This window comes from Acinetobacter sp. S4397-1, assembly GCF_024129285.1.
Taxonomy (GTDB): Bacteria; Pseudomonadota; Gammaproteobacteria; order Pseudomonadales; family Moraxellaceae; genus Acinetobacter; species Acinetobacter lwoffii_C.
The window spans coordinates 1-18,459 of the sequence record NZ_JAMXXZ010000001.1; the positions used below are offsets into that span (position 1 = coordinate 1).

The following is an 18,459-nucleotide window of genomic DNA, read 5'->3' on the forward strand; positions in this document are numbered from 1 at the left end:
TTCCCGAACTCAGAAGTGAAACCTCTTTGCGCTGATGGTAGTGTGGGGTTACCCATGTGAGAGTAAGTCATCGCCAGCTCATTATTCAAAAATCCCCCTGCTAAAAAGCAGGGGGATTTCTTTTTTATAAAAATAAAAGAAATAAAAATAAAAAGGAAAATATCAACAATCTTCATCGTCATGATTACAGCTAGGATGACGTATAATGGACTCATCGACGGAGCGGATATGTCCCTAAATTCATCTTCAAGCCATATCGAATATGGCTCAACTACCTTTAAAGCTGTCTTATTTTCTTTATTTCTGGCTGGTTTTGCTATATTTTCATCCTTATATGCGATCCAGCCGATGATGCCGATACTGGCAGACTATTTTCAGGTTTCTCCTGCGCAGAGCAGTTTTCCTCTGTCATTTTCGACCATTGCACTGGCCATCGGTCTATTATTCACTGGCTTCATCTCAGACCGTTTTGGCCGTAAACCAGTAATGGTCTGGTCGTTATTTTCTGTTTCGCTATTACTGCTACTTAGTGCTGTGTTACCGATCTGGCCGGTATTTTTAAGTACACGTGTCATGATTGGACTGGCAGTCAGTGGTGTTGCAGCAGTGGCAATGACCTATATTGGTGAAGAAATTGCTGAAAAAGATATTGGCTTTGCCATGGGCCTTTATATTTCTGGAACTGCAATTGGCGGAATGAGTGGTCGCCTGATTGCCGGAGTACTGGTAGATTTTATTTCATGGCAGTCGGCCACCTTGATCATTGGTGTGCTTAATCTGCTGATTGCTTTTATTTTCCTTGGTCTGTTGCCGAATTCCCGTCACTTCAAAGCGTATCCGATACAGTTGCACCGGTTTAAAACGGCTTTTCAGCATAGCTGGCGTGATCCCAAACTCAGTATCTTGTTTCTACAGGGTTTTATTTTGATGGGCTGCTTTGTTTCTATCTTTAATTATCTCAGCTATCGTTTGCTAGAAAGCCCATTTCACCTGTCTCAAGCCTGGATTGGATTGATATCCATCACTTATCTGACCGGTATTTACAGTTCACCGCGGGCATCTGCTTGGAGTCGGAAATTTGGTCGTTTACAGGTTTTGCTGGGAATGATAATAGTGATGTTGCTCGGCCTGGCGCTGATGCTATGGAATAGCGTGATGGCAGTATTTATGGGTCTGCTGATTTTTACTTTTGCATTTTTTGCTGCACATTCAACAGCCAGTAGCTGGGTCTCGGTTCTCTCCCTGCAATATCGTGCCGTCGGCTCATCTTTATATCTGTTTTGTTATTATCTGGGTTCAAGTTTTTTGGGCAGCTCTAGTGGATGGGTGTGGGAGCAGTTTGGCTGGAATGGTTTGAGTATTTTTGTTGGTTTGTTTTTGTTGCTCGGACTAGGACTGACTCTTCGTTTAAAAGAATATTCAACCAAGTAGCCGATTTAAGCTCATCGCGATGACCTATTCCTGCAAATATAATAGGATCGCCTTTTGTATAAATTATAATCAAGCAACCCGAAATGAATTCATGCTAAAATAGTCGGCTTTCATCTTTGATCTATTTTCTGATCTTCCATCTGCCAGCCGAGAATTGCTAGCCATGTCTACTGCTTATACCGCTCAGACCGCGCCTAAAGCGTTGTTTGATTACGACAAATATTGGGCGTCATGTTTTGAACCCGCGCCTTTTTTGCCGATGTCACGCGAGGAAATGGACCAACTCGGTTGGGACAGTTGTGACTTTATTTTTGTCTGCGGTGATGCGTATATTGATCATCCGTCATTTGTGACCGGGATTATTGGACGGGTACTGGAAGCACAAGGTTTCCGCGTCGGTATTATTGCCCAGCCGGATTGGACCAATGTAGAAGCCTTCCGTGTACTGGGCAAGCCAAATATTGCCTGGGGGGTGTCTGCCGGTAATATGGACTCGATGATCAACCGTTATACGGCGGATCGTAAAATCCGTTCGGATGATGCCTATTCACCTGATAACCAGCCGAATAAACGCCCGGACCGTGCTGCAACCGTCTATTGTCAGCGTTGTCGTGAAGCCTTCCCGGATGTGCCAGTATTGTTAGGTGGAATTGAAGGTTCGCTGCGTCGTATCGCGCATTATGATTACTGGTCAGATAAAGTCCGTCGTTCAATTTTGATGGACTCTAAAGCAGACTTGCTGATGTATGGTAATGGTGAACGTTCGATTATTGAGATCATGCACCGTCTGGCCAAAGGTGAAAAGATTCATCAGATTACCGATGTTCGTGGTACTGCATTCATTATCAATAAACATAACCGTGCGGCAAAAGCCCAATTTGTAGAAATCGCATCGAATGATGTCGATACCATTGGTCGTGTCGATCCGATCATTAACCCTTATGTAATGACTGAGGATATTGACGGCTGTGAAGTTGAAAAAGAAAAAGGCAACAGCTTAACTCAATATCAGAACTTCCAGAAAGAAGTGGTAGCCAATCCAATCGTGCGTGAAGGGGATCAGCTTGATCCAGATACGCAAATTGTGCAGCTACAACCGGCATCTAAAGCGATTAAACACAAATTACCGCCACGTGAATTAGCAGTGGTCCGTTTACCTTCTTTTGAAGAAGTCGCGAATGATCCGGTACTGTATGCACATGCCAACCGTATTCTGCATTTGGAAACCAATCCAGGGAACGCGCGTGCGCTGGTACAAAAACATGGTGAGCGTGATGTGTGGATCAATCCACCACCGATTCCACTGACCACTGAAGAAATGGATTATGTGTTTGATTTGCCTTATGCACGTCTGCCACATCCATGTTATGGAGAGGCACGCTTCCCGGCTTTTGATATGATCAAGTTTTCGGTCAATATCATGCGTGGCTGTTTTGGTGGCTGTACTTTCTGTTCAATTACCGAGCATGAAGGTCGTATTATTCAGAACCGTTCTGAAGAATCAATTTTGCGTGAAGTAGAAAAGATTCGTGATACTGCGCCGGGCTTCACAGGCATTATTTCGGACTTGGGTGGCCCAACCGCCAACATGTACCGTCTGGCCTGTAAAGATCCTGAGATTGAGAAGAATTGTCGTAAGCCGTCATGTGTATTCCCGGGCGTATGTCAAAACCTGCATACTGACCATGCACCATTAACGCAGCTATACCGTAAAGCACGTGCCTTACCGGGCATTAAAAAGATTCTGATCGGTTCTGGTCTGCGTTATGACCTTGCGGTACTGAATCCGGAATATGTCAGAGAGCTGGTCACGCATCATGTCGGTGGGTATCTGAAGATTGCACCAGAGCATACCGAGAAAGGTCCATTATCCAAGATGATGAAACCGGGCATCGGCACCTATGACCGTTTTAAACAGATGTTTGAACGCTTCAGTAAAGAAGCAGGTAAGGAGCAGTATCTGATTCCTTACTTCATCGCGGCGCATCCGGGTACAACCGATTATGACATGATGAACCTGGCAATTTGGTTGAAAAAGAACGGATTCCGTGCTGATCAGGTACAGACCTTCTATCCATCACCGATGGCCACAGCCACCACGATGTATTACACCGGTAAAAACCCACTGGCAAAAGTGGCTCGTTATACCGAAGATATTGACGTGGTGAAAGGGGAAAAGCGTCGTCGCCTGCATAAAGCTTTCTTGCGTTATCATGATCCAAACAACTGGCCTTTACTGCGTGATGCACTGAAAGAAATGGGACGGGCCGACCTGATCGGGAATTCAAAACAGCATCTGATTCCAGCCTACCAGCCACAAAATGCGGAAGGACAATATCAGTCAGCACGCAAGAAAAACTCGACGGTTGCAGGGGATTCACAAAAACGGAGTAATTCGAATGGTCACCACAACCAGAATTCTAACGCGCGTCCAAAGAAAGGCCAGCTATTGACCCAGCATACTGGTCTGCCACCACGTGAAACCGGTGATTCCAAAAAACCTTTCGGAACTGCCAAACCGAAAGCCAAACCTAAGTCAAAATCGCGTACTTAAACCATCTCTATAAAAAAGACACTTCGGTGTCTTTTTTTATTCAATAGGTCAATGATAGAGTTTTTGATTACTTACTGTAAGAAAAGCGCCTTTATATATTGGTCCGGGCGCTAGAAAAAATGCTATAGAAATAACACTTTGTCGGAATTGTCTGACAATGGGATGAATGAGTATTGTACAGTCTGGTATAAGTGCTTTAAAGTTCACAATCAGTGATTTACACCTGTCCGGACAGGAGGTCTGAGCAGTTGTGTACTGGATTATATTTCCCCTTTAGATTTGATAACAGTTGTATGTTTATTGCATTCGTATGTGTTTAAGACTGCTCAACATAAAATCTGGGGTATATATTGAACAACAATAAAACAAGAATGATTATAAAAATGCAGGGACAGAGTCATGACTACCTACCTTATGATTGGGAGTTTCTTGCTCTTGTGTGTCGTACTCGCGGCATGGAAGAGTGTAAGGGACAGACCTCAACCCCAAGATAGTGCTCTCAAACAGCGAGCTATCTTTAATTTAAACGAGCAATTGACCTTGACCCGGCTCAAAGAAGTTTTGCCGGAATATACGATATTGGCTCATGTATCTTATGATTCGCTTTTGACCACCAAATTTAACCGTACACGGCATAAATACCGTAATCTGATTGCAGATTTTGTGATTCTGGATCAGCAATATCAGGTGATGGCCGTAGTGGCTCTGGATGATCCATTGCTACTCAAGCGTCCGCAGAATTCGCATTTTCAGGATGCCTTGCTGAATATGGCCGGTTATCGGGTGATTCGCTATGAAGATGTGCCTGAATATTATCAGCTGCGGCATGATTTCCTGAAAGAGCAGGAGCAGGCTGAAAAAAATCCGAAATATACTGCCATCAATGATATAAAAAAATATCATCTCTATTCAGATTTGGAACGACGCAAGATAAAGGCCGTGGGTTAGCATGAATAGTGCCAGAAATAGAAAAAGCATGCAGGGTGCATGCTTTTTTGAGGCCATCCAGATTTAACTGTTCTATATCTTAAGGTTTAACAGCTACCACCGTCAGCTCCACCAACACTTGTGGATCATACAGCTTGGCTTCTACGCAGGTACGAGGCAAGGCCTGAATATCTGCAACCCAGGCATCCCAGACTTCATTAAAGGCTGCATAATCTTGTTCAATATCTTTAAGATAAATAATCACGGACATGATTTGGCTTTTATCAGTACCCGCCTCTGCCAGGAACTGGTCAATGAGATCTAGAGTCTGCTGGGTTTGACCTCGAATATCTAAACTCAGGTCTGTGGCCAATTGACCAGCCAGATGAACCAGATTGCCGGCAATGGCAATCTCAGAAAAGCGTTGGGAGACATGCAAACGTTGAACAGACATGAGTGAATCCTGTGTTTTGGGTATCAAGGCTGCTACCAGACGGGTGAGTAGACAACCTGCCGTTAGATAGATCGCTACATCATGCCATGAACCGTCTGCCCAAATCACTAAGGATACGCAATAAATAGGATAAAACCGCCGCCAGTACTGTGGAAAAACGGGTCTTGAAACATGCGGGTGGTCAACAGTGCTGTAGGCGAGAAAATCCTAGCAGCCGGCTACAGACCAATGAAAGTGGAGAGTGCTGCTTTACGCGCAGGTTGTTCTTGAACAATAGAGGGGGGGATTTATCGAGGGCATTCCATGCGCTATATCAGAGTTGCCCTGTAATCTTCGGATTTGGTCGTCACGCCAATCACAGGACATTATGCTGAAAGTAAAGGTGATTTTCAGCATCTCGGCATATACATGGATAATGCATTGCGCAGATAGATTACTCTAAAAAAACAAAATGTGAAAATAAAGTTGCGGTATTTTTAAACCAGTGTCTAAAACTTGTACAAAACCGGCTTAAAGCAGGCTGAGTTGGCTCTCCATTTCATGGGCGGCAAGCTGATAGACACCGAGTCCGATCAGCCGGAACTGGAGCTGGGGATCAAGATGCATCTCTTGCAGCAATAAAGTTAAGGCCTGCTCCAGTTCCTGCGGACTACGCAGCAGCTGCCTGAAGCTCTTGCTGTGTTGCATGATCTGAAAGTTCTTCATTTTTAATTTAACCGTGACGCCACGAGCAGTGAGCCGCTTTTTGTCCAGACTATACCAGAGCTGGGCAATTAAGGACTGCCAATAAGGCAGGCATTCGGATAAATACAGATCCTCATCAAAAGTTATTTCTTTGGAAATTTGTTGACGTTCCCGTTCTGCTTCTACCGGCCGCTCATCAATCCCTTGGGCATATAAAAACAGGCGTTGTCCATATTTACCAAAATGCTGAATTAGCACCGTCTCTTCAACCTGCTGCAAATCGCCCAGAGTATTCAGATTTAAGTTTTTCAGCTTTTCCTGAGTGACCTTGCCGACTCCCGGAATTTTCTTGAGTGGAAGATCCCGAATAAAACGCTGTACTTGGGAGGGTTTAATCACACAAATGCCATTGGGTTTGTGCCAGTCGGAGGCAATTTTGGCTAGAAACTTATTGGGTGCCACACCAGCAGACGCAGTCAGTCCTGTATTTTGAAAAATATCTGCCCGAATACGCATGGCAACTTCAGTTGCACTCGGTATCTGTTGCAGGTTTTCAGTCACATCCAGATAGGCTTCATCTAGAGAGAGAGGTTCAATAATTTTGCTGTAGGACTGTAAAATCTGATGAATTTCTGTAGATACCTGACGATATTTGGCAAAATCTGGCTCAATCACAATCGCCTGAGGACAAAGCTTACGGGCCTGAGTCATGGACATGGCAGAGCGCAGGCCAAACTCCCGGGCAGGATAGGAGGCAGCCACCACCACCGCCCGGGGATGATGTGCAGCGATTACTACAGGCAAGTGGTGTAATTCTGGACGTTCACGCAGCTCGACCGAGGCATAAAAAGCATCCATATCGATATGAATAATTTTGCGCATATCCAAGATCTTAAGTGGCTTTGTCCGGCTTGGAAAGAACAAGTGTGGCTAAATAAGGTGCGGCTCCACTCAATGGGGCGCTCTGTGGCCATCTAAGCTTTTCCAGAATCTTAGGCCAGATGAATAATTTTTGGATGTAGGACCGTGAGCAAGGTTAAACTCTAAACCGGGCGGAGTAAAGCTATTGCTGGATGAAAGGTGCGGACTGCTTCTGAGGAGGAATACCATTTTGTTCTAAAAATTGATTCCATTCTCGTTTTGAACCATAAAAGACATTCAGGTCCACCGAGGTGTGAATACCGGGAATTTTACCTTGGCTACTATGCTGCCAGAAAGTCCAGTGGGGTTGATCCTTTAGGTCGGGCAAATCTTGATATTCGCGTACCCAGAGCGGAACCTCTGCAAAAGAGCCTGCCAGCACAAGATTATAAAATGACTTAGACACATAAAAGATCGGCTGCTTGCCATAATGGTTTTTTAACCTGTCATGCATGATCTGGATTTGGTTGAGCAGCTGCTCTTTGGAATAGTGCTGAATACACGTGCTGTCATATTCCAGATCAATCGCAGGTGGTAGTGCATCGCTTTTATAGGGCACTGTGTCGATAAAATTCTGTGCTTGAATTGCGCCATCCCGGCAGAGCCGGTAAAAATGATAAGCCCCCACCAAAAAGCCTTGTTCACGTGCTGTGAGCCAGTTGTGCTGAAACCGACTATCTTTAAAATCACCGCCTTCGGTCGATTTTAGATAGACAAATTGATACTTCTGTTTCGGAATCTGGTTCCAGTCAATTTCTTTTTGATGATGGGATACATCAAAACCATGAACAGGATAGTCCGCCGCATGCGCAGAGGGCTGTTTAAGGAAGAAAACATAGAGTCCCGTGCCTAGCACGCAAGTCAGCAGCAGCCCAGTTGCTATTACGGAGTGTTTTTTCCAGAACGCGGAAGGGGGAGCTGCTTTCATGCTGAATTATGCCCTGTCTGGAGCTGCCAATATTGAACTCATATTGTGCCCTAGACCAAGGTGTTTTTGGGGATATGCCAAAAAATATACGCGGCAATAATATTGATGGCACCCAGACAGATGAGAGACACATGGAAAGCACTGTCTAGCTGCTCGGGGCCAAAATAGGCACTCAGCATATTCACCAGTGTCCCTGCCAGTGCGACCCCGATACTCATCGACAGCATCATGATCATTGACAGGAAACTGTTACCGCTGCTTGCATCTTGCTGGCTTAAATCCTTTAAGGTCAGGGTGTTCATCGAGACAAATTGCAGAGAGTTCAGAATCCCAAAAATAAAGAAATGAATGGCCCTGAGCCAGATTGGGGTCTCTGCCGTCGTCAGGGCAAAGCTGGCAATACACAGACCCACCATCAGGGTGTTGACCAGCAGAACCCGGCGATAACCCAAGCGCTGGATGATTTTGCGGATAATCGGTTTGGAGGCCAAAGATCCGAGTACCACCGGAATCATCAGCAAGCCTGTAATGAAGGGTTCAAAGCCAAAAGCCACCTGCAGCATTAAAGGCAGTAAAAAAGGAATTGCATTACCCCCTAAGCGGGCAAAGAAGTTGCCCAGGATGCCAATTGAATAGATCCGGTTTTTAAACAGATTGCTACGAAACAGGGCATTTTGATGCATATGCGAATGATAGGCATACATGAGGCTGCTCAGTAAACCGCCCCCGATCAGCCCCAAACTCCACCAAAGTGGATATTGCGGGCTAGCAAAATTTTCAATCCCCAGGCACAGACCAATCATGGCGATGAGCAGTAAGAGAAAACCAAAAAAATCAAAAGGCTGTACCGCAGCTTCAGTTACATTGGGCATGGCTTTAAAGGTAATCAGTACCCCTATTAAACCAATAGGGAGGTTGATCAGAAAAATCCAGTGCCAAGAGAGATATTCAACCATCCAGCCGCCTAAGGTGGGACCAATCAAGGGACCAATGAGCCCGGCCAGACTCATTAGACTCATGGCTGATAAAAACTGGGTTCGCGGAATAATCTTCAGCATCGCCAGTCGTCCGACGGGAAGTAGTAGGGCACCACCGATGCCCTGAAACACTCGGTAGACCAGCAACTCGTTCAAGTTATCTGACCAGGCACAGCCCAGTGAGGCCAAAGAGAAGATAATAATCGCTGTAAAATATGTATTTCTGACTCCAAAACGGTCGGCCAGCCAGCCACTCAGCGGAATACAGGCAGCAACGGACAGGACATAGGCCACCACCACACTGTGCATCCGTAGCGGATCTTCCTGCAGGTTGGCTGCAATGGCAGGCAGCGCAGTATTAATAATGGTGGTGTCCAGACCCTGCATAAAAAAACCGATAGAGACCAGCAAGACCAAGAGTCTGAATTCGGGTTGCAGGGCTTGATGAGTCGGCGTGGCATTCATTCGATTGATTCTGGGCAATTAAGTCTAAATATGTAATTGAATTATAGTGTAAAGCAAAGTGCAGGACGGTGGGAAAGTAGACAATATTTCTTACACGATGTGGTCACAAAACAGTAAATAAACAGTGTGCGCAGCGGAGTGACCGAGAGCAGATTGTTGAGGTTTCCAATAAAGCTGAAGTATAAAATCGAGTGACAGTGGGCCGTATGCGGCATGGCCAGGCGTTTATGCAAAAGCCCTGTAAAACCGGAACGGATGAAGTTATTATACAGATGAGTCCTTATTGAGCATCATAGCTATCTCAATCACCTTAAAATAAGAATTAAATTTCCAGTATAAATAGGCGCTAAAACAACCGGTTCTTTTTTACTGAAAGAATCAAATGCTTTCACTAAACTGTCATAAAGATGCCATAGTATTGTCACAATTTTATGGTGGGTTAGCGATAGGTTCGTGAATGTCCACAGATGATATAGGCTTCTTTTTTTATGACTATTGAAATTTTAATGGTAATTGGCTTTTGTTTAGCTGCCTATTCAATTGTCGGGAATGACGTACCCCAAACCTTGGGTACTTTTATTTCGTCAAACTCCCACCGTCCCTGGTGGCTGCTGTGGATTTATATCAGCACTATTTTGGTCGTGGTATTGATCTACGGCTGGTATAGCTCTGGTGTCGGGGATGCCTCTTATGGGCGTCTGGAAACGATTCCTTTCCCTGAGGGTGGTATTACCTGGCTCTATGTCGTGCCGCCTCTGCTCCTGATTCTCCTGACCAAATACGGTATTCCGGTCAGTACCACATTCCTGGTGCTGACAATTTTCTCCCCAAGCAGTCTGGGTTCAATGCTGACCAAGTCCATGATGGGCTATGCGGTGGCTTTTTTTGCCGCAATCATCATCTACCGCTTTGTAGTGAACAAGCTGTCGGTTTATTTTAGTGAAACCCGTGATCAGCAGCATTCCCGTTTGTGGGTGGCCTTACAATGGCTGTCAACGGCATTCCTGTGGAGCCAGTGGCTGATTCAGGATCTGGCCAATATCTTTGTGTATGTGCCGCGTCAGGTGCCGTTTGAATTCCTGCTATTTGCCATTTCTGTTTTTGTTCTGCTGCTGGGTGTCATCCTGTATCAGCGTGGTGGCGCCATCCAGAATATTGTCGATACCAAAACCGGCGTGACCGATGTACGTGCTGCCACCATCATTGACTTTATGTATGCGCTTATTCTGCTGGTGTTTAAAGAGTGGAGCAATATCCCGATGAGTACTACCTGGGTATTCCTGGGACTGCTGGCCGGTCGTGAATTTGCCATGTCGATGCTAATTAATGAAGTCAACAAGCACCGTACTTCCCGCAATGTCAGCAAAGATGCCATGAAACTGATGTTAGGTCTGGCAATCAGTATATTTCTGGCGACGACCTTGCCGTGGTTCTACAATCTGATTTCGGGTTAAGCGGTTTGAAAATTGTAAAAATATAGGCATCAAAAAGCGGGCATCAGGCCCGCTTTTTGATGCGGGAAGACTTAGCCAACAAAGCGTTTTGGCGTATCCAGATTCAGCAAGCTGTTATAAATCTGGTCAGCGTGTTCACACACAATCAGTTTGGCACGGTGTTGGGGTGGCAAGAAGCCTTCCTGTACTGCAAGATCAAGCTGGGCAATCAGCGGATCATAAAAACCATTCACGTTATACAGCATCATCGGTTTCTGGTGCTGGTTGAGCTGGCCCCAGGTGGCAATTTCCAGAATTTCTTCAAACGTGCCCAGACCGCCGGGTAAGGCCACAAAAGCACAAGCACGTTCTGCCATAAGGGCTTTGCGCTGGTGCATGCTGGTCACAATATGCAGTTCGGTCAGCTGATGATGGGCAATCTCGTAATCCAGCATGAATTCGGGAATGACTCCCACTGCCTCTCCGCCATGCTGAATCATGGTGTCAGCCACTTGGCCCATTAGGCCAATACTGGCACCGCCATATACCAGGCCAAAACCGTGTTCGGCCAGTCCTTGGGTGAGTTGAATGGCTTTTTCCTGATAAATAGGTTTATTTCCGGCACGAGAACCACAATAAAGGGCGACCAGAGGACGCGTTGTTTTGGGGGAGTTATCTTTAAAATAATCGGTCATTTCTTTTACACTTTGCATTTATTTTCTTCACCTTATCATTTTTTTCTCTGGCGGCTGCAACTTAATAAAAAAATATGACAATTCCATGAGTCGCTCGTTGATCTGGGCGTGATTCGCTCCGAATCTGTGTAGCTTGCATGAAAACTGATGAAATTCAGATTGATCTTGCTATACTGAAAATCTGTTTCACAACAATAGAACTTACATGGGTAGTCGAAGTTGGCGCTTTAAGCAGATTTATCGCCATAACACAACACAGAATAATCAAGCTGAACCGCAGTTTGGCATCAGCACACAGGGACTCACTGATCTTCAGGAGGTTCACCCATGATTTTTGAATGGATGTCAGACCCGTCTGCGTGGGTAGGCTTGCTCACCCTGGTTGTTCTTGAGATTGTTCTCGGGATTGATAACCTCGTTTTTATTGCCATTCTGGCGGAAAAATTGCCGCCAGAGCAACGGAATACCGCCCGTATCGTCGGCTTGATGCTGGCCTTGTTAATGCGTCTGGTGCTGCTGGCTTCAATTGCCTGGGTGGTGACTTTAACCGAACCGCTGTTCCATATTCTGGAACATCCATTTTCAGGACGTGACCTGATCTTACTGTTTGGTGGGGTGTTCCTGCTGTTTAAAGGCACCATGGAGTTACATGAGCGGATTGAATCCAAACCGCATGTGAAAGAAGAAAATCCGGTACATGCAGTCTTCTGGATGGTCATCGTACAGATTGTGGTGCTGGATGCCGTGTTCTCACTCGACAGTGTCATTACCGCAGTCGGCATGGTTGATCATCTGTCTATTATGATGATTGCGGTGGTTATCGCGGTGGGCATTATGCTGTGGGCTTCCAAAGCCCTGATGGATTTCGTCAATAAACATCCAACCGTGGTCATTCTGTGTCTGGGTTTCCTGATGATGATCGGCTTTTCGCTGGTGGTCGAAGGTTTTGGTTTCCATATTCCAAAAGGCTATCTGTATGCGGCGATTGGCTTCTCGGTTATCGTGGAATTTGTCAACCAGACCATGCGACGTAACCAGGAAAAAATGGTGACAACGACTGACTTGCGTTATCGTACGGCTTCAGCCGTGATGCGAATGCTGGGCGGAAAACCGGCCAAAGATACAGATCATCCTGAGCCTGAAGATGTGCTGGCGACCCGTGCATTTGCCGATGAGGTGTTTGATAGCGAAAACAGCGTCTATCACAGCGTGATGGTGCAGGGCGTATTGGGATTATCCGAGCGTCCGGTCAAGTCGGTCATGACTCCACGTCCTGAACTGGAATGGATTAATCTGGATGAAAGCGAGGACAGTATCAAGAACCAGCTGCTGAACATGAGCCATTCGCGTCTGATCGTGGCACATGGCGAGCTGGACAATATCGCCGGTGTGGTGCTGACCCATAAAGTCTTGAATGAATATATTGAAACTGGCCTGCTTGACTTTAAAAAGCATCTGCGAGAGCCAGTCATCGTGCATGAAAATGTGCAGGTTTTAATGGTAATGGATCAACTGCGTCAGGCACCCTTACAAATGGCACTGGTCCTGAATGAGTATGGTTCTATTGAAGGGATCGCCACGCCAATTGATGTGCTGGAAGCAATTGCTGGTGAATTCCCGGATGAAGATACACTGGAAGCCTCGGCAGAAAGTCTGGAAGATGGCAGCCTGTTACTTGAAGGTTCAATTGATATTCGGCATGTTTCGCTACTTCTGGACCGTGACCTGGTGAATGAGCTGGAAGAATATTCGACTTTATCTGGTTATATCCTGTTCCATATGGGGCGTTTGCCAGAAAATGGCGAGAAATTTACCGCCGATGGTCATATCTTTGAGGTGGTGACCATGGATGGCCATAAAATCGAGAAGGTGCATATTATTCCTCAGGTACCAAGTTCAGATTAAATGGCTTCGGCAGCAAATCTGGAATTGAAACTTTGATAAAATAGCTCGCTTCAACGGGCTATTTTTTATGAGAAATGAACATGTCAGGATGTCCTTGCGGATTGGGTGAATATGAAAGCTGTTGTGAGCCGCTGCATAAAGGACAGCAAGCGGCTATCACGGCAGAACAGCTGATGCGTTCCCGCTATAGTGCTTTTGCCAGACAGCAGATTGACTATATTCAGTCTACGACTGCTTTAGGGCAACAGCAGGCTTTGGATATTCCCGCCATTCGTGACTGGAGTGTCTCGAATCAGTGGCTACAGCTGGACATTGTACAGACCAATGAGAAACTGGATAAAAGCCATGCGCTGGTCGAATTTAAGGCCCATTTCCATGATGGCAAACAGGTCCAGGTTCATCATGAAGTTTCACATTTTGTTAAACAGGCCGGACGCTGGTATTTTCTAGATCCGACGTTAGAGCAGAGGCTGACCATGAAGCAGCCCTGTATTTGTGGTTCAGGGAAAAAACTTAAACAATGTTGTGAGCAATTTCTATAACTTTTCGAGTGATTTAGCTTAGAATATCTGCCATCTCAAAGCCTCAGGTGGAAGCAGGGCGATGTTGTTGCTCATAATCTATATTATTGCCATTACCGCAGAAGCGATGACCGGGGCATTGTCCGCTGGTCAGCGCAGTATGGATTGGTTTGGGGTGATGCTGATTGCCTGTGTTACGGCACTTGGCGGTGGTTCGGTCCGTGATGTGCTGTTGGGGCATTATCCCCTGACCTGGGTGAAACATCCTGAATATCTGGTGCTGACCTGTTGCGCAGCCTTTGTGACCATCCTGATTGCCAAATGGATGCGTCATCTGCGTAATATTTTCCTGATCTTAGATGCTCTGGGACTGATTGGCTTTACCATTATTGGCTGTCAAATTGCTTTGGAAATGGGACATGGCTTTGTGGTCAGCGCCGTGGCCGGTGTATTGACCGGAGTTTCAGGCGGTATTTTACGCGATATTTTATGTAATGATGTGCCGCTGGTGTTCCGTCGCGAACTGTATGCCAGTATTTCCTTTGTATCGGTCATTTTCTACTGGCTTTGTACCCATATCGGCATGTCGCTGGAAGTTACCGTCATTTCAACCCTGATTTTTGGTTTTAGCCTGCGCCTGATTGCCATTTATTTTGGACTGGAAATGCCAAAATTCATTTATAAAGATAATGATGAGCAATCTGCTTCTTCCAAAGACGCTTCTTGATTTTGTCGGTTTTTCTTGATGTAGCGAGTCGGATCGGCTCGCTTCTGCTTTAATGCAGAGTATAAAAATAAACTCGCTCCTACTTTTGTTGGGAAAACAGTGGTTTCCGTTCACCTGCACAGAGATTGATTATGGACTTAGTTTCCCGCTTGCAACGCCTACCAATCGGTAAATTTCACTATACCTTACTCGTAGTGATTGGACTGGGGTGGATGTTTGATGCTATGGACACCGGACTAATCTCCTTTATTCTGGCCAAAATGGCAGAAGACTGGCAGATGAGCGCGGATGAAAAAAGCTGGGTGGTTTCTATCGGTTTTGTGGGAATGGCAATTGGGGCGATCTGCTCAGGAGGCCTGGCTGATCGCTGGGGCCGTAAAACCGTGTTTGCCGGGACTCTGGTGGTTTACAGTCTGGCAACTGCGGCCTGTGCCTTTGCACCTAATTTGACCTGGTTACTGGTCTGCCGTTTTGTGGTGGGCTTGGGCCTGGGCGGGCAACTTCCAGTGGCCGTAACCTTGGTCAGTGAATATATTCCGGCGCATGTGCGTGGCCGGTTTATTGTCTTGCTGGAAAGTTTCTGGGGGCTGGGCTGGTTGTGTGCCGCACTGATTGCCTATTTCGTAATTCCAACTTTTGACTGGCATACCGCATTTCTGGTTGGTGGAATTCCGGCCCTGTATGCGATTGTGATCTGGAAAATGGTACCAGAGTCCATTCCGTTTTTGATTAATCGGGGCCGTCTGGATGAAGCGCATGCACTGGTGAGAAAGATTGAAGCGCAATGTGGGGTCGAGGTTATTGAAATCTTTGAGGTCAAACCGGTGGCAGAAAAACAGAATATTTCCTTTAGCCAATTGTGGTCAGGGATATTTGCCCGCCGGACCCTGATGCTCTGGCTGATCTGGTTCGGGATTATTTTTTCCTATTACGGTATTTTTACCTGGTTACCGAGTCTGCTGGTCAAAGAAGGCTATAGTATTGTGCAGTCTTTTGAATATGTGCTGATCATGATTCTGGCCCAATTACCCGGCTATCTGGTGGCGGCCTGGCTGGTGGAGAAACTGGGGCGCAAACTGACGCTGGCGGGCTTTATCGGCATGTGTGCACTTTCAGCTTATTTCTTTGGCCAGTCCGGCAGTGTCACTGAAATTGTGGTCTGGGGCTGTTTGATGTCCTTCTTTAACCTGGGGGCTTGGGGAGTGCTCTATACCTATACACCAGAGCAGTATCCTACCAATATCCGTGCTTTCGGTTCAGGCTGGGCCGGGGCAATTGGCCGTCTTGGCGGTATTGTGGCGCCCTTTGCAGTAACCCATTTAATGACCATGCCAAGCGGTTTCAGTTATGTATTTACCATGTTTACCGGGGTGTTGATTCTGGTGGCTTTGGTGATTTTAATCCTCGGCGAAGAAACCAAAGGCCGTACACTGGAATCTATGGGATTGTAGCAGCGCGAATTTCTGGTTGCTCAGACCCTGCAAAATGGATATTTTTAGCCCATAAGACACGATTTGTCGCGCTGTGTAGGCTGATGCCCTTGTGCAGCTCACAGCCGCGATTTAGCATAAGAAACATTAATTGATACAAAAACGAATTTTAGGACTATAGGTTGTTATGACAAGCCTTGCGCATCATGCGACAGAAAACCGTTCCGTAGCAGAGTTTACTGAACAGGCATATCTTAACTATGCCATGTACGTGATCATGGACCGTGCATTACCCCATATTAGTGATGGTTTAAAACCGGTTCAGCGCCGTATTGTCTATGCCATGAGCGAGCTGGGACTGAAATGGACCAGCAAGCCGAAAAAGTCTGCACGTACCGTGGGCGATGTATTGGGGAAATATCATCCGCATGGTGATTTAGCCTGTTATGAAGCCATGGTATTGATGGCTCAGCCTTTTAGTTATCGCTATCCGTTCATTGAAGGACAGGGCAATTGGGGTTCAGCGGATGATCCGAAGTCTTTCGCTGCGATGCGTTATACTGAAGCCAAGCTGTCACAATACAGCGAGCTGCTGTTATCCGAGCTGGGGCAGGGCACTTGTGACTGGCAGGACAACTTTGATGGTTCAATGAAAGAGCCGGTCAATCTGCCTGCACGTGTGCCAAATATTCTGCTCAATGGCACTACTGGGATTGCAGTCGGGATGGCCACCGATATTCCACCGCATAACCTGCGTGAAGTGGTAAAAGGTACCATCGCTTTAATTCGTAATCCGAATCTGACCGATGTCAAAATTGCAGAGTATATTCCTGCTCCTGACCTGCCGACCAAAGCGGAAATTATCACCCCGCCAGCAGAACTGCTTAAAATCCAGACCACTGGTCGTGGCAGTTACCGGATGCGCGCCGTGTATACGATTGATAAAAATGAAATCGTGATTACCGAGCTGCCTTATCAGGTATCCGGCTCTAAAATCATTACCCAGATTGCTGACCAGATGCAGGCAAAAAAACTGCCGCTGGTGACCGATGTGCGTGATGAATCGGATCATGAAAACCCGACGCGTCTGGTGATTGTGCTACGTTCCAATCGTATTGATGCCGAATCGGTAATGAGCCATTTATTTGCCACCACTGATCTGGAATCTAGTTATCGCGTCAATATGAACATGATCGGTGCCGATGGCCGTCCACAGGTAAAATCGATTCGCCGTATTTTACTGGAATGGATTGAAATCCGTAAAACGACAGTCACCCGCCGTTTACAATATCATCTGAACAAGATTGAAAAACGTCTGCATATCCTGGGTGGCTTGATCATTGCTTATTTGAATATTGATGAAGTGATTCAGATTATTCGTGAAGAGGATCAACCTAAACCGGTACTGATGGCGCGTTTCCAGATAGATGAGATTCAGGCTGAAGCCATTCTTGAGCTTAAACTGCGCCATCTGGCCAAACTTGAAGAAATGGAACTACGCCGTGAACAGGAAGAACTGGAAGCCAAAGCCGCAGTTATTCGTGAACAGCTGGCCAATCCGGAGTCTTTAAAGACCCTGATCATTTCTGAACTGAAAGAAGATGCCAAAAAATTCGGGGATGATCGCCGTTCGCCGATCGTACAGCGGGCTGAAGCTGCTGCCATTGATGAATCGGAAATGTTGCCTGCCGATCCAGTGACGGTGGTGTTGTCAGAGGCTGGCTGGATTCGCTGCGCCAAAGGTCATGAAGTCGATGCCGAGAAACTGAACTATCGCGCCGGAGACCAGTATCTTAGCCATGCACAAGGCAAATCCAATCAGCGGGTCTATGTACTGGATGAAACGGGACGCAGCTATGCCTTGCCAATCAACAGTCTGCCCTCAGCACGCGGACTGGGTGAGCCTCTCAGTTCAAAACTTTCTCCGGCAAGTGGAGTAGGTTTCAAGCAGGTCTTGGTGGCGGAAGATGAAACTGAAATTCTGGCAATCAGCAGCAAGGGGTATGGCTTTAAAACCCAAGCCAAGCAGCTGGATACCAATGCCAAAGCTGGCAAAGCTTTCCTGAATTTGTCAGAAGGCGCGCAGATCATGAGAGTACAGTCAGTTGACAGTGCAGCCTATCTTGCACTGCTCAGTTCTGCCGGCCGTTTGCTGCTGGTAGAGTTGTCAGAATTGCCTGTACTGAACAAGGGTAAAGGTAATAAACTGATACAACTCGAGGATAAGGATCAGGTTTTATCCATGGCAATATTGAATCTGGATGAAATGCTTCAAGTCTTTGCAGGACAGCAGCAATTAAAATTAAAAGGGGACGATTTGCAAAAGTATATAGGCAAGCGGGGAGCAAAAGGACACCTTTTACCGCGTGGATATCAAAAAGCAAATAAACTGTTGATTCAAAGATAA

Annotated in this window: 15 protein-coding genes; 9 read left to right on the top strand and 6 right to left on the bottom strand. The window is 46.3% G+C overall.

The features are described 5' to 3' along the window. Positions 1-182: hypothetical protein (locus NI467_RS00005; protein WP_253150213.1), on the bottom strand; the 182-nt coding region annotated here is incomplete at its 3' end. A gap of 46 nt (positions 183-228) precedes the next feature. On the opposite strand from NI467_RS00005, the gene NI467_RS00010 reads away from it, so the two are divergent. From NI467_RS00010 to NI467_RS00020, 3 genes are all read left to right on the top strand, one after another. After that, on the top strand, positions 229-1,431 hold the full coding sequence (locus tag NI467_RS00010; RefSeq protein WP_151205046.1) for an MFS transporter: 1,203 nt from the start codon (positions 229-231) through the stop codon (positions 1,429-1,431). A 163-nt stretch (positions 1,432-1,594) separates the two neighbouring features. Next, entirely contained in the window at positions 1,595-3,985 is a 2,391-nt protein-coding gene (locus NI467_RS00015) for a YgiQ family radical SAM protein (protein WP_151205044.1), read from the top strand. A 399-nt stretch (positions 3,986-4,384) separates the two neighbouring features. Then, a complete protein-coding gene (locus NI467_RS00020; protein ID WP_151205042.1) occupies positions 4,385-4,933 on the top strand; it encodes a DUF2726 domain-containing protein in 549 nt (182 codons plus the stop codon). Between the two features lie 79 nt (positions 4,934-5,012). On the opposite strand, the gene NI467_RS00025 is transcribed toward NI467_RS00020, so the two are convergent. The 4 genes from NI467_RS00025 to mdtD form a co-directional block, all read right to left on the bottom strand. Continuing rightward, complete coding sequence (locus NI467_RS00025; RefSeq protein WP_253150215.1) at positions 5,013-5,366, bottom strand: RidA family protein; 354 nt, start codon at positions 5,364-5,366, stop codon at positions 5,013-5,015. Between the two features lie 510 nt (positions 5,367-5,876). Further along, positions 5,877-6,932 carry a DNA polymerase IV gene (gene dinB / locus NI467_RS00030; RefSeq protein WP_151205039.1) on the bottom strand — a complete coding sequence of 352 codons (1,056 nt, stop codon included), beginning with the start codon at positions 6,930-6,932 and terminating at the stop codon, positions 5,877-5,879. A 181-nt stretch (positions 6,933-7,113) separates the two neighbouring features. Next, a complete protein-coding gene (locus tag NI467_RS00035) occupies positions 7,114-7,899 on the bottom strand; it encodes a glycoside hydrolase family 25 protein (protein WP_253150217.1) in 786 nt (261 codons plus the stop codon). 50 nt (positions 7,900-7,949) lie between these two features. Then, a complete protein-coding gene (gene mdtD, locus NI467_RS00040; RefSeq protein WP_151205037.1) occupies positions 7,950-9,341 on the bottom strand; it encodes a multidrug transporter subunit MdtD in 1,392 nt (463 codons plus the stop codon). 488 nt (positions 9,342-9,829) lie between these two features. Between mdtD and NI467_RS00045 the strand changes: the two genes are divergently transcribed. Beyond that, complete coding sequence (locus NI467_RS00045; RefSeq protein ID WP_151205036.1) at positions 9,830-10,795, top strand: hypothetical protein; 966 nt, start codon at positions 9,830-9,832, stop codon at positions 10,793-10,795. Positions 10,796-10,866: 71 nt separating this feature from the next. On the opposite strand, the gene NI467_RS00050 is transcribed toward NI467_RS00045, so the two are convergent. Next, positions 10,867-11,487, bottom strand: a complete 621-nt coding sequence (locus tag NI467_RS00050; RefSeq protein WP_151205035.1) for a TIGR00730 family Rossman fold protein — start codon at positions 11,485-11,487, stop codon at positions 10,867-10,869. A gap of 309 nt (positions 11,488-11,796) precedes the next feature. Here NI467_RS00050 and NI467_RS00055 point away from each other — a divergent pair, with 309 nt between their 5' ends. The 5 genes from NI467_RS00055 (at position 11,797) to parC (ending at position 18,459) form a co-directional block, all read left to right on the top strand. Continuing rightward, positions 11,797-13,374, top strand: a complete 1,578-nt coding sequence (locus tag NI467_RS00055) for a TerC family protein (RefSeq protein ID WP_253150218.1) — start codon at positions 11,797-11,799, stop codon at positions 13,372-13,374. Between the two features lie 74 nt (positions 13,375-13,448). After that, positions 13,449-13,916: a YchJ family protein gene (locus tag NI467_RS00060; RefSeq protein ID WP_151205033.1), complete on the top strand. Its 468-nt coding sequence runs from the start codon at positions 13,449-13,451 to the stop codon at positions 13,914-13,916. 61 nt (positions 13,917-13,977) lie between these two features. Continuing rightward, positions 13,978-14,622, top strand: coding sequence for a trimeric intracellular cation channel family protein (locus NI467_RS00065; protein ID WP_151205032.1), 645 nt, complete (start codon positions 13,978-13,980; stop codon positions 14,620-14,622). A 131-nt stretch (positions 14,623-14,753) separates the two neighbouring features. Next, on the top strand, positions 14,754-16,073 hold the full coding sequence (locus NI467_RS00070) for an MFS transporter (protein ID WP_174660403.1): 1,320 nt from the start codon (positions 14,754-14,756) through the stop codon (positions 16,071-16,073). Between the two features lie 166 nt (positions 16,074-16,239). Then, positions 16,240-18,459 (top strand): DNA topoisomerase IV subunit A, encoded by a 2,220-nt coding sequence (gene parC / locus NI467_RS00075; RefSeq protein WP_253150220.1) that lies wholly within the window; start codon positions 16,240-16,242, stop codon positions 18,457-18,459.